This is a genomic window from Methylobacterium adhaesivum, from assembly GCF_022179065.1.
Lineage (GTDB): Bacteria > Pseudomonadota > Alphaproteobacteria > Rhizobiales > Beijerinckiaceae > Methylobacterium > Methylobacterium adhaesivum.
The window spans coordinates 156,933-169,480 of the sequence record NZ_BPQD01000020.1; the positions used below are offsets into that span (position 1 = coordinate 156,933).

Genomic DNA, 12,548 nt, shown 5'->3' on the forward strand with positions numbered 1-12,548 from the left:
CCTTCGCACTATGCGACGAGGCCAGACGCCGTCAGCGAAGGATTTCATCAAGGAAGTGCATCACACTCCTCACCGAACGGTAAAAAAGCTACAATTCGCGTTAAATTTTTGACATCCTTCCAAGCGTCGAAATCGTATCGACGATACTACGCAGAAAATCGATCGCAACATCAAGCAAACATCTTTGGTTCGATGATCGGGATCGAGATATCCGATCATCTAAACGGCGGCTCGTCGAAGCTTCGAAGTTTTCGTGAATGCAGGCCGTGCCGGTCGGCCCGCAGAATATCGAGGGCCGACAGACCGATGAGAAGATGTTCGGCGACGGCACGCTCGTAAAACGCATTGGCCGCGCCCGGAAGCTTGATCTCACCATGCAGGGGCTTGTCCGAGACGCACAGCAGGGTGCCGTAGGGGACCCGCAGGCGGTAGCCCTGCGCCGCGATGGTGCCGCTCTCCATGTCGACGCCGATGGCGCGCGACAGGTTGATCCGCCGCCGCTCCTGAGAGAAGCGCAGCTCCCAGTTCCGGTCGTCGTAGGTCACCACCGTGCCCGTGCGCAGGCGCCGCTTGAGGGCATCGCTCGCCTCGCCGGTGACGCCGGCCGCCGCCGCCTGAAGGGCGAGCTGGACTTCGGCCAGGGCCGGAACCGGCACGTCCGGCGGCACGAGTTCGTCGAGGATGCGGTCGCGGCGCAGATAGCCGTGCGCGAGCACGTAATCGCCGATGGTCTGCGACTGGCGCAGGCCCCCGCAATGGCCGACCATGAGCCAGCAATGGGGGCGAAGCACCGCGAGGTGGTCGGTGATGGTCTTGGCGTTGGCCGGGCCGACGCCAATGTTGACGAGGGTCGTGCCCTGCATGGTGCCGTCGGGGCCACGAGCCACGAGGTGATAGGCCGGCATCTGGTACTTGTGCCACGGCGAGGCGGCGACGAGGGCGGCGGGATCGACGGTGGCGGCCTCCGCCCGCGACACCGAGAGGCCGCCGGGCAGGATCAGGCACTCGAAGCCTTCTTCACCGTGGGCCAGCCGTTCCAGGCCGTACCGGATGAAGCCGTCCACGTAGCGGTGATAGTTGGTCAGCAGGATCCACGGCTGCACGTCGCGCCAGTCGCAGCCCGTGTAGTGAACGAGGCGGCGCAGGGAGTAATCGACCCGGATGGCGTCGAAGAGGGCGAGGGGCCGAGGCGCGTCGGGCAGATCGTGCCACAGGCCGTCGGCGATCTCGTCGCCCACCACGGAGAGCAGGGGCACGGGGAAATAGGTGGCGAGATCGCGTGGGCTCACCCCAGCGCGCCCGAGGTCGAGGCCCGGCTCGATGACATAAGGGTACGGGATTTCCTGGGCGCTCAAGCCGACTTCGAGGCTCACCCCGTAGTCGCGCACGAGGGGCCGCAGCTGTTCGAGCAGATAGGCGCGGAAATGCCCGGGCTGGGTCACCGTCGTGGCGTAGGTTCCGGGCGCCTGAAGCTTCGCGGTGGCGCGGGAGACCCGCGGCATCGGTCCCTGAGGCTGGTAGGTGATGCGCAGCTCGGGGTAGCGGAACCGCAGCCGCTCCGTGGCGTCGGGCGCCGGACCGCCGTCGAGGTAGCGCGCCAAGGCCACCTGGAGGGCGTCCGTCGCCCCCGCATGCAGGGCGGCGAGCCGGTCCACGGCAGTCTCGGGATCGGAAACCGATTCCATCGGTCGCAATTCGTCGCGGATCACGGTGTCTCCTCGCTGAACCCCACGGGGGTGTACACCGCTGTTCCGCACCGCGCGACCACCCCGGTCTTGTCGTCGGAAGGCGAAGTGTCCGACATGCGGCTTTGAGCCGGAGGTCCCCGTCGTGCCCCAGACCGTCGAACGCCGCCCTGGCGAGGACACCATCGCGCTGCCCGCCGCCTATGACGCGGGCCTCTACTTCATCGGCCGTATCCGCACGCCCTGGCCCGAACGCCGGGACTGCCCGAAGAACGGTCTCCAGACGGACGCGGTCTGCACGCTGAATCTCGATCCGGTCTACGGCCCGGGCCTGCAGAACCTCTCGGGCGCGAGCCACCTCATCGTGCTCTACTGGATGGACGAGGCCGCGCGCGACATCGTCCGCCAGCGGCCGCGCCATGCCGACGGCAGCCGCGGCACCTTTTCCCTGCGTTCGCCGGCCCGGCCGAACCCCATCGCGCTGTCGGTGGTTGAGAACCTCGGAATCGACGGCCTCGCGGTCCAGGTGCGCGGCCTCGATTGCCGCGACGGCACCCCGCTCCTCGACATCAAGCCGTATTACGCCTCGACGGATGCGCGCCCCGACGCGACGGTGGCGCGCGCCGGGGCCGCCTGATCAGGCGGCGTGAACCTGCCCGTCGGCGCCGTGGACCTTGCGGGTCGTGCCCTTCGGCGGCGCCTTGATCCGGTACCAGCCGACATAGAGGGCGGGCAGGAAGAACAGGGTCAGGAAGGTGGCGGCGAGGATGCCGCCGATCATCGCGTAGGCCATCGGGCCCCAGAACACCTCGCGGGCGATGGGGACGAGACCGAAGCTCGCCGCCGCCGCCGTCAGCAGGATCGGCCGCATGCGGTGGCAGGTGGCGTCCACGACGGCGTCCCACGGCGCCAGCCCGTCGCGCTCGTACTCGTCGATCTGGGTCACGAGGATCACGGAGTTGCGCACGATGATGCCGATGAGGGCGAGGATGCCGAGGATGGCGACGAAGCCCATGGGCTTGTCGAACAGCAGCAGGGCCGCCGCGACGCCGATGATGCCGAGGGGCGCCACGCTGGCCACCAGGAACAGCTTCTGGAAGCTCTGAAGCTGGATCATGAGGAACACCGCCATGGTGAGCAGCATCACCGGCGCCACCGCCGCGATGGGGCCCTGGCCCTTGGCACTCTCCTCCACGGCGCCGCCCACCGCGAGGGTGTAGCCGTCGGGCAGGGACTTGGCGAAGGCGGTGATATCCTTGTCGAGTTCGGTCACCACGGTCTGGGGCTGTGTCCCATCGGCGATCGAGGCGCGGACCGTGATGGTCGGCAGGCGGTCCCGACGCCAGACGATGGGCTGTTCCAGCTCGTAGCCGATGGTGGCGAACGCCAGCAGCGGCACGACGCTGCCGTTGGCCAGGGGAATCTGCAGGGTCTGGAGCGTGTCGAGGGAGTTGCGCTCCACCGCCTGGGCACGGCCGACCACATCGACGAGGTAGATGGAATCGCGCACCTGCGTGATCGTCCGGCCGCCGACGATGCCGTTGAGGAGCCCGGCGATGTCCTCGGACGTGACACCGAGCTGGCGGGCCTTGTCCTGGATGATGTCGACCTTCAAGACCTTGCCGGGCTCGTTCCAGTCGAAGGTCGGCACGTTGAGGTGCGCATTGGCGCCGACGATGTTGGCGAGCGCCAGGGCGTGTCCGCGCAGGGCCTGGAGGTCGGGGCCGCTGAGGCGGTACTGCACCGGGCGGCCCACGGGCGGCCCGAGGTCGAGGGAGTGAATGAGGAAGTCCGTGCCCACGAACTGTTCACGGGCCAGGGCCTCGAGCTTCACCTTCATGCGCTCGCGGGCCTCGATGGAGGTCGTCTCGATGACGATCTGGCCGAAGAAGGCATTGCCGAGCTGCTGGTCCAGCGGCAGGTAGAAGCGCACGGCGCCCTGGCCGACATAGGAACTCCAGCGGGCGATCTCGGGGTCGCCCTTCAGGGTCGCCTCGAACCGGTCCATCTGGGCCTTGGTCTCCGCTATACTGGCGTTCTGCGGAAGGGTCATGTCGACGAGAAGTTCGGGCCGGTCGGAAGCCGGAAAGAACTGCTGCTGCACGTGGCCCATGCCGACGATGGCGAGCCCCAGGAGGCCGATGCAGGCCGCCACCGTGGTCCAGCGCCAGCGCATGGCGGCGAGCAGCATCGCGGTGAACGCCCCCATGAGGCGACCGGGCTTGCCGTGGTCCTTGTGCTTCATCTGGGCCGGCAGGAGCTTCACCCCGATGAGGGGCGCGAACAGCACCGCCACCACCCATGAGACGAGGAGCGAGGCGGCGATGACCACGAACAGGCTGTAGGTGTACTCGCCCGCCGAGGAGCCGTTGAAGCCGATGGGCAGGAAGCCCGCCACGGTGACCAGGGTGCCGGTCAGCATCGGGAAGGCCGTGGAGGTGTAAGCGAAGGTCGCCGCCTTCTTCAGGCTGTCGCCGACCTCGAGGCGCGCGACCATCATCTCGACGGTGATCATGGCGTCGTCGACGAGGAGCCCCAACGCGATGATGAGGGCGCCCAGCGAAATGCGCTGGAGGGTGACGCCCATCACCTGCATCACCACGAACACGATGGCGAGCACCAGGGGGATCGACAGGGAGACCACGAGGCCGGCGCGCCAGCCGAGGCTGACGAAGCTGACGGCGAGCACGATGACCACGGCCTCCACCAGGGCCTTGGTGAAGCCGCCCACCGCCTCCTCGACGATCTTCGGCTGATCCGAGACGAGGTGGATACCGACGCCGACGGGCAACTCGCCCTCGAGCTTGCGCATCCGCTCTTTCAGGTCGTGCCCGAAGGTAAGGAGGTTGCCGGACGGCTGCATGGCGATGGCGAGGCCGATGGCCGGCTCACCCCTGTAGCGGAACAGGGCGGTCGGCGGATCGGTGAAGCCGCGCGAGATCTCGGCCACGTCGGACAAGCGGAAGAAACGGTCGTTGACCCGCAGGTTGATGGCCCGGAGGCTGTCCTCGGACACGAACTGGCCGCCGACCCGCACGGAGACCCGCTCGGGCCCGGCCTGAATCACGCCGGACGGCGTGATCGCGTTCTGGCTCTGTAGGGTCTTGATCACCGAGTTCATGTCGAGGCCGAGGCCCGCGAGCTTGCGCACGGAGAAGTCGAGGTAGATCACCTCGTCCTGGGCGCCGAGCAACATCATCTTGCCGGCATTGGGGACGGACTTCAGGGCGGCGCGCACGCGCTCCACGTAGTCGCGCAACCCGCGCATGCTCACGCCGTCCGCCGTGAAGGCGTAGACGTTGCCGAACACGTCGCCGAACTCGTCGTTGAAGAACGGCCCCTGCATCCCCTGCGGAAAGGTGCCCTGGATGTCGCCGATACGCTTGCGGACCTGATAGAAGATTGCCGGAATGGTCTTGGGCGGCGTGGTCTCGCGCAACTGCACGAACACCGTGGCCTGGCCGGGCGTGGTGTAGGACCGACTGAAATCGACGGCGTCGATCTGCTGCAATTCCTTCTCGATGCGCTCGGTGACCTGATCGAGGGTGTCGCCGATGGTGGCGCCGGGCCAGCGAGCCTGCACGATCATGGTCTTGATGGCGAAGGGCGGATCCTCCTCGCGGCCGAGCTTCTCGTAGGCGAGCACGCCGGCCAGCACCGAGACGAGCATGAGGAACCAGACGAAGGAGCGATGCTCCAGGGCCCATTCCGACAGGTTGAAATTCTTCACAGAGTCAGTCTCGCGTCCAACCGGGTCAGGGCGTGGCGTCGGGCAGGCGCACGGCTTGGCCCTCGCTCAGGGAATGGATGCCGGCCACGACCACGCGGTCGCCGGCGTTCAGGCCGTCCGTGACGGCGGCAAGGGCCGCATCCCCCTGCGCCACGGTGACGGCCCGGCGGGTCACGGTCTTGCCGGCCGCATCCACGAGCCAGACGGCATCCCGGCCCCCCTCTTTCAGGATGGCGGTGGCCGGCAGGACGAAGCGGGGCGGAACCGGTCGCGACAGGGAGACCGTCAGGGTGGAGCCGAGGCGGAAGGCCGGCGAGGGCGCCAGCAGGGTCATCCGGATGCGCCGGGTGCGGGTGACCCGATCGGCGAAGGGCGCGATCTCGCGGACGCGCGCCGTGGCGGTCACGTCGGGCGCGCTCTGGAGGGCGACGGTGAACTCGGCGTCCTTCGGCATCGCCGCCACGAGGTCTTCCGGGATATCAACCACCGCCTCGCGCTCCTCCGGGCGGGCGAGGGTCAGCACCGCCTGCCCGGCGCTCAACACTTGCCCGACCTCGGCCGACCGCACGGTGACGACGCCGTCGAAATCGGCGTGCAGCTCGGTGTAGCCCATCTGGTCGCGGGCCTTCTGCAGGCTGGCCTGCGCCTGAGCGAGGCGGGCCTGGGCGGTGTCGCGGCTGGCCACGGCGCTGTCGAGCTGGGCCTGTGCGACGTTACCACCGGCCATCAGGCGGCGGCGACGACTCTCCGTGGCGCTCGCGTTCTCGGCCTGGGCCTCAGCATCGGCCAGATCCGCCTCGGCCCGCGTGAGGGCGAACCGCGGCACCACCGGATCGAGGGCGGCGAGGCGCTGCCCCTTCGTCACGACGTCGCCCATGGTGACGTCGCGGGCGACCATGCGACCGGCGATCTGAAAACCGATCTCGGATTGATAGCGCGGCGCGACGAAGCCCGCGAACGGCCCGAACATCTCTGTGGCAACGGGCTTGGCCGTGACCGTGAGGACCGGACGGACGGGGGTCGGCCCGGCCTCCTCTTCGGGCTTGCAGGCGCCAAGGGCGAGGGCGGCGGCGACGGCCAGACAACTGCGGCGGATCACGGGGCGGCTCCGAGGGTCTGGGCGACGGCCACGGTCTGGCCGGGCCGAAGCAGCTGGATGCCGGCGATCACCACCTCCTCGCCGGGCTCGACGCCGCCCGCCAGCGCGATGGTGTCGGGGGCGTAGCGCTCGAGGGTGACGGCGCGCGGTGCGACCGTGCCGGTCTTGGGGTCGCGGATCCACACGGCGGGGCCGTTCTGCCAGCGGTAGAGGGCCGACCACGGCAGGACGATGGCCTCGCGCGGATGGAACTTGCCGGTGCCGATCACCACGGCGCCGAGGGACATGGCCGGTGGCGTGGACTGAAGGCCGACCTTCACCCGCACGGTTCCGGAGGCCGGATCCACGCTCGGGGAGATCTCCCGCACCCGGCCGACGGCCGTCACCTTCGGATCGGCCTGGAGCGCGATGGCCACGGTGTCGCTCTCAGGGGGCGCCGCCAGAACCGCCTCGAAGATGTTGAACACGGCGTCGCGCGGCCCGTCCTGCGCCATCGTCATCACGGTCTGGCCGGCCTGCACCACCTGTCCCACCTCGAAGGATCGGCTGAGGACGATCCCGTCCACGCCCGCCTTGAGATCGGTGTAGGAGAACTGCTCCTGCGCGGTGCCGAGGGCCGCCTTGGCGGATTCCACCGCCGCCTGCGTGGTGCGCAGCCGCTGCTCGGCATCGTCATAGCTCGGGCGCGTCGTGTAGCCGCCGGCCATCAGGCTTTCCTGGCGCTTGAAGCTCACCTTGGCCTGGGTGAGCAGGGCCTCGGCCGAGGTCAGGGCCGCCTGCGCGTTGGCGAGGTTGGCGCGCTGCTCCTGCGGATCGAGGCGCGCCAGAACCTGATCTGCCCGGATCTGATCCCCGACCTCGACGAGGCGCGCGGCGATCTTGCCGGCCGTCCGGAAGGACACGTTGACTTGGGACTGCGCCTCGATGTCCCCCGTGAAGACGAGGTGGGAGCTGATGGTGGTGCGACGCGCCACCACCGTGCGGACCAGGGCGCGCTCGGGCGACGCCTCGGTTCCGGACCGGGGCGCATCCTGCGCCCGGGCGGCCAGAGAGGAGACCGCGAGAATACACAAGATCGCCAAAACGACCGTCCTCGGCCGGATCGCTGAAAAATCCGTCATCGCTTCCCGACAGCCCCGTTCGCGACCTATCGGCGGCGATCCTTATCGGCTATCTTACCGACCGTCCAGACGGTTTTTAACACAGGCAGACGATGACGAAGGCGCGCACGCGGCGTGAGGACCGCCCGGCGATCATCCTCGATGCGGCCGAGCGGCTGATCCGTCGCTCGGGGACCCGCACCTTGACCATCGACGCCGTGGCGGTGGAAGCGGCCTTGAGCAAGGGCGGCGTGCTGCACCATTACGGCTCCAAGGATGCGCTCATCCAGGCCCTGGCCGAGCGCAAGCTCGCGACCATCCGCGACAGCATCGCGGCCCATGAGGCAGAGCAGGGCCCCGGCCCGGCCGCCCTTCCCCTCGCCCTCATCGCCCATGCCCGGCAGATCTACGCCGACGAGGAAGGATTCCCCCGCGCCCTGCTCCTGGCGTCCGCCGAGAATCCGGAGGCCTTCGCGGGCTTCAACGCCTTCCTCAAGGACCGCCTCGCGCAGATGGAGGACGTGGCGTGCTGCCCCGGCGCCGGGGCGGTCCTCACCTTCGCGGCCCTCGGTCTCCTGCTGACGCGGACGCTGGGCTTCCACACCATCGAGGGCGCGGACCTCGCGCGCCTGTTCGACGCCATGGAACGGGTCGCGCGCGAGCTGCCGAAGGGTGGCGCCGGGACGGCGTGAAACTCAATCCTGCGCCGCCGCCATGGCTTCGAACACCAGGGCGTGGCGGGCGGCGAGGGCATCGATGTCGGTGGCGTAGCCGCCGCCGATCACCGCCACGAGGGGGATGCCCCGGGATCGCGCCGCCGCGACGACGTGGCGGTCCCGCGCGGCGAGCCCCGCATCCGTGAGGGCAAGGCGGCCGAGGCGGTCGTCGCGATGGGGATCGACGCCGGCATTGTAGAACACGAGGTCGGGCGCGACGGCGTCGAGCACGGGGCCGACATGGGCCTCCAGGGCGGCGAGGTACGCGGCGTCTTCGAGTCCGTCGGGCAGGCCGACATCGCGGTCACCGGCGATCTTGCGGGCCGGATAGTTCTTCTCGGCGTGGAGCGAGAAGGTGAACACCTCCGGGGTGTCCGACAGGCAGTCGGCGGTGCCGTCGCCCTGGTGGACGTCGCAATCGACGACGACGGCCCGCGCGATCGCGCCCTCGCGAAGCAGGGCGCGGGCCGCGATGGCAACGTCGTTGAAGATGCAGAACCCCGCTCCGGTGTCGCGGCGCGCGTGGTGGCTGCCCCCCGCCGCACTGCCGGCGAGGCCGTGCGCCAGGGCGAGGCGGGCCGCCAGGAGGGTACCGGCGACGGAGGCCCGCGAACGGGCGAGCACGCTGGCCTCGACGGGCAGCCCGATCTCGCGCGCCATGGCCCGCGGCACGTCGAGGGCGAAAATGGCCTCGACATAGGCGGGGTCGTGCACGGCGGCGATGAGGTCGCGATCCGCCGGCTCGGGCCGCACGAAGCCCCCGGGCGCCAGTCCCTTCGCCAGGAGTACCTCGGACAGGCGGTGGTACTTCCCCATGGGGAAGCGGTGCCCGTCCGGCAGGCTCGCCTGATAGTCCGGGTGGTAGACGATGGGGGCAACCCTCACGCGACGGCCATCCGGATATCCCGCTCTCCCCGACCTCTTGCGACCGCCGTCATACGACTGAAGCGGAGCGGCTGTTAGGGCGGTTCGAACGACCTGGGCGCGGCACGATGTCGGCCTTTCGTGCGGGAGACTCGACGGATGCTGGACGACGCCTGGACCGGGACGGACCTCGCCCTGACGTTGTGCCTCGCCCTGACCCTGATCAACCTCGCGAGTCTTGGCCTCGCGGCCCTGCGCCTCGGGGGACGACGCGGCGCCTCGATCTTCCCGGCGAACGCGCCCGTCTCCCTGGTGCGCCCCGTCTGCGGGCTCGAGGCCTTCAGCGAGGAGATGCTCACCCGGGGCTTTCGCCTCGCGTATCCGGACTACGAGCTCATCTTCTGCGTCGCCGACCGGGCCGATCCCATCGTGCCCCTGCTCCGTCGCCTGATGGCAAGCCATCCGGGCATCCCGTCACGTCTCATCGTCGGCGACGAACGCATCAGCGACAACCCGAAGCTCAACAACTGCGTGCGCGGCTGGGATGCGGCGCGCCACGATTGGGTGGTGCTGGCCGATTCCAACGTGATGATGCCGCCGGACTACCTGCAGCGCCTCCAGGCGGCGTGGCGGCCCGACACCGGCCTCGTCTGCTCGACGCCCATCGGCGCGCGGCCGGACGGGTTCTTCGCCGAGGTCGAGTGCGCCTTCCTCAACACCCTGCAGGCGCGCTGGCAATATGCCGGCGAGGCGGTGGGCCTCGGCTTCGCCCAGGGCAAGAGCATGCTCTGGCACAAGCCGTTCCTCGAGGCGCGCGGCGGCATCCGGGCCCTCGCCGCCGAGATCGCCGAGGATGCGGCGGCGACGAAGCTCGTGCGGGCGGCGGGCGCCCGGGTCCACCTCGTGGCGAGCCCGTTCGAGCAGCCCCTCGGCCGGCGCGACCTCGTCGAGGTCTGGTCGCGGCAACTGCGCTGGGCACGGCTGCGCCGCGTGACCTTCCCGGCGTTCTTCGCGCCCGAGATCGGCACCGGACCGATTCTGCCCTTCGGCATCGCCCTCGCCTCGGCCCCCTCGCCCGCCCTCGCCGGCTGGCTCTGCGGCCTCGCCGCCCTCTGGTACGGCGCCGAGTACGCCCTCGCCTTCCGCGCGGGCTGGCACCGCGGGCCGCGCCTGCTCCTGGCCTTCCTCGTGCGGGACACCCTCTTTCCCGCGATCTGGGCCGGCGCCTGGATGAGGGGCGCCATCCTGTGGCGCGGCAACGCCATGGATATCCGGCCCAAGGTGCCGGCCCGCCTGCGCACGCGCGCTACGGCGGTCTGACCTTCCGGGGCGCCCTCCGCCCTGGTAAGCCGGGCCATGAAGATCGGTATTCTCGAGACCGGCAACCCGCCCGAGCGCCTGGCCGCCGACTATCCCACCTACGGGCGGATGGTCGCCGATCTCGTCGGCCCCGGCCATGCCTACACCCACTACCGCGTGGCCGATGGCGTCCTGCCGGCCGACCCATCGCATGAGGAGGCGTATCTCATCACCGGCTCACCCGCCGGGGTCTACGATTCCCTGCCCTGGATCGCCGCCCTCATGACGTTCCTGCGCTCCGTTTCGCCGGAGACGCCCCTCGTCGGCATTTGCTTCGGCCATCAGGTCATGGCGGCGGCCTTCGGCGGACGGGTGGCGAAATCCGACAAGGGCTGGGGCCTCGGCCTGCAGAGCTACGCGATCGAAGCGCAGGCGCCGTGGATGGACGACGCCACGCAGATCGCCGTGCCGGCGATCCACCAGGACCAGGTCCTCGACCCGCCGCCCGGCGCCCGGACGCTCGCCGGCAACGCCTTCACGCCCCACGGCGTCCTCGATTACCGCGACCGGCGGGCCCTCTCGTTCCAGGTCCATCCGGAATTCGCGGCGGACTACGCCACCGCCCTCATCGCCGGGCATCGGCCGGAGGTGCCGCACGCGCCGGCGGCACACGCCGCCGCCCTCGATTCGCTGACGCGTCCCAGCGACGGGCCGCGCCTCGGCGGCTGGATCAGGCGATTTCTGGAAGGCAGGATTTGAGAGTGGTGCGGGCGGTCGGAATCGAACCGACACTCCTTGCGGAACCGGATTTTGAGTCCGGCGCGTCTACCAATTCCACCACGCCCGCAGCCCCCGCCTCATGGCACACCTTCGTGATTCGGGCCAGTGGAGATTTCCCGCGCGTCCGCGCTCGCCACTCCCATCCGGCTGTGCTCAAAGAACACCGCCCGACCTCACCCCACCGGACGCAGACCCGCCCATGATCCGCCGCCTCTACGAATGGATCCTCGCGCTCGCGGGCAAGCCCTCGGCGCCCTGGGCCCTCGGCGCCGTGTCGTTCGCCGAGAGTTCGTTCTTTCCGGTGCCGCCCGACGTGATGATGGTGCCCATGGCGGTGAGCCGGCCCGACCGGGTGTGGTTCTACGCCCTCATCACCACCTTGGCCTCCGTGGCCGGCGGTGTGCTGGGCTACGCCATCGGCGCCCTGCTGTTCGATTCCGTCGGCCAATGGGTCTTCCGGCTCTACGGTCTTTCGGAAAAGGCCGCGACGTTCCAAGCCTCCTATGCCGAGTACGGACACTGGGTGATCCTGCTGAAGGGGCTCACGCCGATCCCGTTCAAGCTCGTAACCATTACGTCGGGCTTCGCCCATTACGACCTGTTCTGGTTCGTCGTGCTGTCGCTCATCACCCGGGGCGCCCGGTTCTTCCTCCTGGCAGGACTTCTCGGGCGCTACGGCGTTCAGATTCGCGGGGTGCTCGACCGGCACCTCAACGTCGTCGCGGCCATCGCGGTCGCGGTCATCATCCTCGGCTTCGTCCTGTTCAAGGTGCTTCTCTAGATGGACTACGCGACTCTGCTGCGCCTGCGTCGCAGCGCCCTGTTCCTCGTCCTCGCCTCGGCCGCGACGGTGGCGGTCGCGCTGACATTCCAGTTCTGGCTCGGCTACGTGCCGTGCAAGCTTTGCCTGACGGAGCGCATCCCGTACTACGCGGCGATTCCCCTCGGGCTCCTCGCCCTCGTCCTGCCCGAGCGGGCGAGCCGCCTCGCCCTGGGGCTCGCGGCCCTCGGCCTCCTCTACGGCGCGGGCTTGAGCGTCTACCATGCCGGCGCCGAGTGGGCCCTGTGGCCCGGCCCGACGGATTGCGGCGGCGGCACCGGAGCGGCACCCGCCACGGTCGGCGACTTCCGCGCCGCCCTCGAGACCACGCGGGTGGCCGACTGCTCCACGGCCGCGTGGCGGTTCCTCGGGGTCTCCCTCGCGGGCTGGAACGCGGTGGTGGCCTTCGTCCTCGCCTCCGTCTCGGGGACGAGCGCGGCGAAGCGCTGAACCCA

11 protein-coding genes and 1 tRNA gene are annotated in these 12,548 nt (G+C 69.6%); 6 read left to right on the forward strand and 6 right to left on the reverse strand.

The genetic code is table 11. The features are described 5' to 3' along the window. Positions 1-215: 215 nt before the first annotated feature. Positions 216-1,709, reverse strand: a complete 1,494-nt coding sequence (locus tag MFF01_RS15515; protein ID WP_373319768.1) for an AMP nucleosidase — start codon at positions 1,707-1,709, stop codon at positions 216-218. A gap of 121 nt (positions 1,710-1,830) precedes the next feature. Here MFF01_RS15515 and tsaA point away from each other — a divergent pair, with 121 nt between their 5' ends. After that, positions 1,831-2,322 carry a tRNA (N6-threonylcarbamoyladenosine(37)-N6)-methyltransferase TrmO gene (tsaA, locus tag MFF01_RS15520; RefSeq protein ID WP_238226867.1) on the forward strand — a complete coding sequence of 164 codons (492 nt, stop codon included), beginning with the start codon at positions 1,831-1,833 and terminating at the stop codon, positions 2,320-2,322. Here tsaA and MFF01_RS15525 read toward each other — a convergent pair whose 3' ends face one another. From MFF01_RS15525 to MFF01_RS15535, 3 genes are read right to left on the reverse strand one after another with little or no spacing between them, the layout of a single operon-like run. Then, positions 2,323-5,415, reverse strand: a complete 3,093-nt coding sequence (locus MFF01_RS15525) for an efflux RND transporter permease subunit (RefSeq protein ID WP_283207198.1) — start codon at positions 5,413-5,415, stop codon at positions 2,323-2,325. Between the two features lie 25 nt (positions 5,416-5,440). Next, positions 5,441-6,514, reverse strand: a complete 1,074-nt coding sequence (locus MFF01_RS15530) for an efflux RND transporter periplasmic adaptor subunit (protein ID WP_238226868.1) — start codon at positions 6,512-6,514, stop codon at positions 5,441-5,443. Further along, positions 6,511-7,635 carry an efflux RND transporter periplasmic adaptor subunit gene (locus tag MFF01_RS15535; RefSeq protein ID WP_238226869.1) on the reverse strand — a complete coding sequence of 375 codons (1,125 nt, stop codon included), beginning with the start codon at positions 7,633-7,635 and terminating at the stop codon, positions 6,511-6,513. The genes MFF01_RS15530 and MFF01_RS15535 overlap by 4 nt, the downstream gene beginning before the upstream one ends. A gap of 92 nt (positions 7,636-7,727) precedes the next feature. Here MFF01_RS15535 and MFF01_RS15540 point away from each other — a divergent pair, with 92 nt between their 5' ends. Next, positions 7,728-8,306, forward strand: coding sequence for a TetR/AcrR family transcriptional regulator (locus MFF01_RS15540; protein WP_238226870.1), 579 nt, complete (start codon positions 7,728-7,730; stop codon positions 8,304-8,306). A 3-nt stretch (positions 8,307-8,309) separates the two neighbouring features. Here the strand turns inward: MFF01_RS15540 and MFF01_RS15545 are convergent, their stop codons facing one another. Next, positions 8,310-9,215 carry a histone deacetylase family protein gene (locus MFF01_RS15545; RefSeq protein WP_238226871.1) on the reverse strand — a complete coding sequence of 302 codons (906 nt, stop codon included), beginning with the start codon at positions 9,213-9,215 and terminating at the stop codon, positions 8,310-8,312. 138 nt (positions 9,216-9,353) lie between these two features. On the opposite strand from MFF01_RS15545, the gene MFF01_RS15550 reads away from it, so the two are divergent. Together MFF01_RS15550 and MFF01_RS15555 are read left to right on the forward strand one after the other, a co-directional pair. Next, a complete protein-coding gene (locus tag MFF01_RS15550) occupies positions 9,354-10,514 on the forward strand; it encodes a ceramide glucosyltransferase (protein WP_238226872.1) in 1,161 nt (386 codons plus the stop codon). Between the two features lie 36 nt (positions 10,515-10,550). Next, positions 10,551-11,252, forward strand: coding sequence for a glutamine amidotransferase-related protein (locus tag MFF01_RS15555; protein ID WP_238226874.1), 702 nt, complete (start codon positions 10,551-10,553; stop codon positions 11,250-11,252). 3 nt (positions 11,253-11,255) lie between these two features. Here MFF01_RS15555 and MFF01_RS15560 read toward each other — a convergent pair. Then, positions 11,256-11,340, reverse strand: a tRNA-Leu gene (locus MFF01_RS15560). Positions 11,341-11,472: 132 nt separating this feature from the next. Here MFF01_RS15560 and MFF01_RS15565 point away from each other — a divergent pair. Further along, on the forward strand, positions 11,473-12,054 hold the full coding sequence (locus MFF01_RS15565; RefSeq protein ID WP_238226875.1) for a YqaA family protein: 582 nt from the start codon (positions 11,473-11,475) through the stop codon (positions 12,052-12,054). Further along, positions 12,055-12,543 (forward strand): disulfide bond formation protein B, encoded by a 489-nt coding sequence (locus tag MFF01_RS15570; RefSeq protein ID WP_238226876.1) that lies wholly within the window; start codon positions 12,055-12,057, stop codon positions 12,541-12,543. It abuts the gene before it with no gap. Positions 12,544-12,548: the final 5 nt, after the last annotated feature.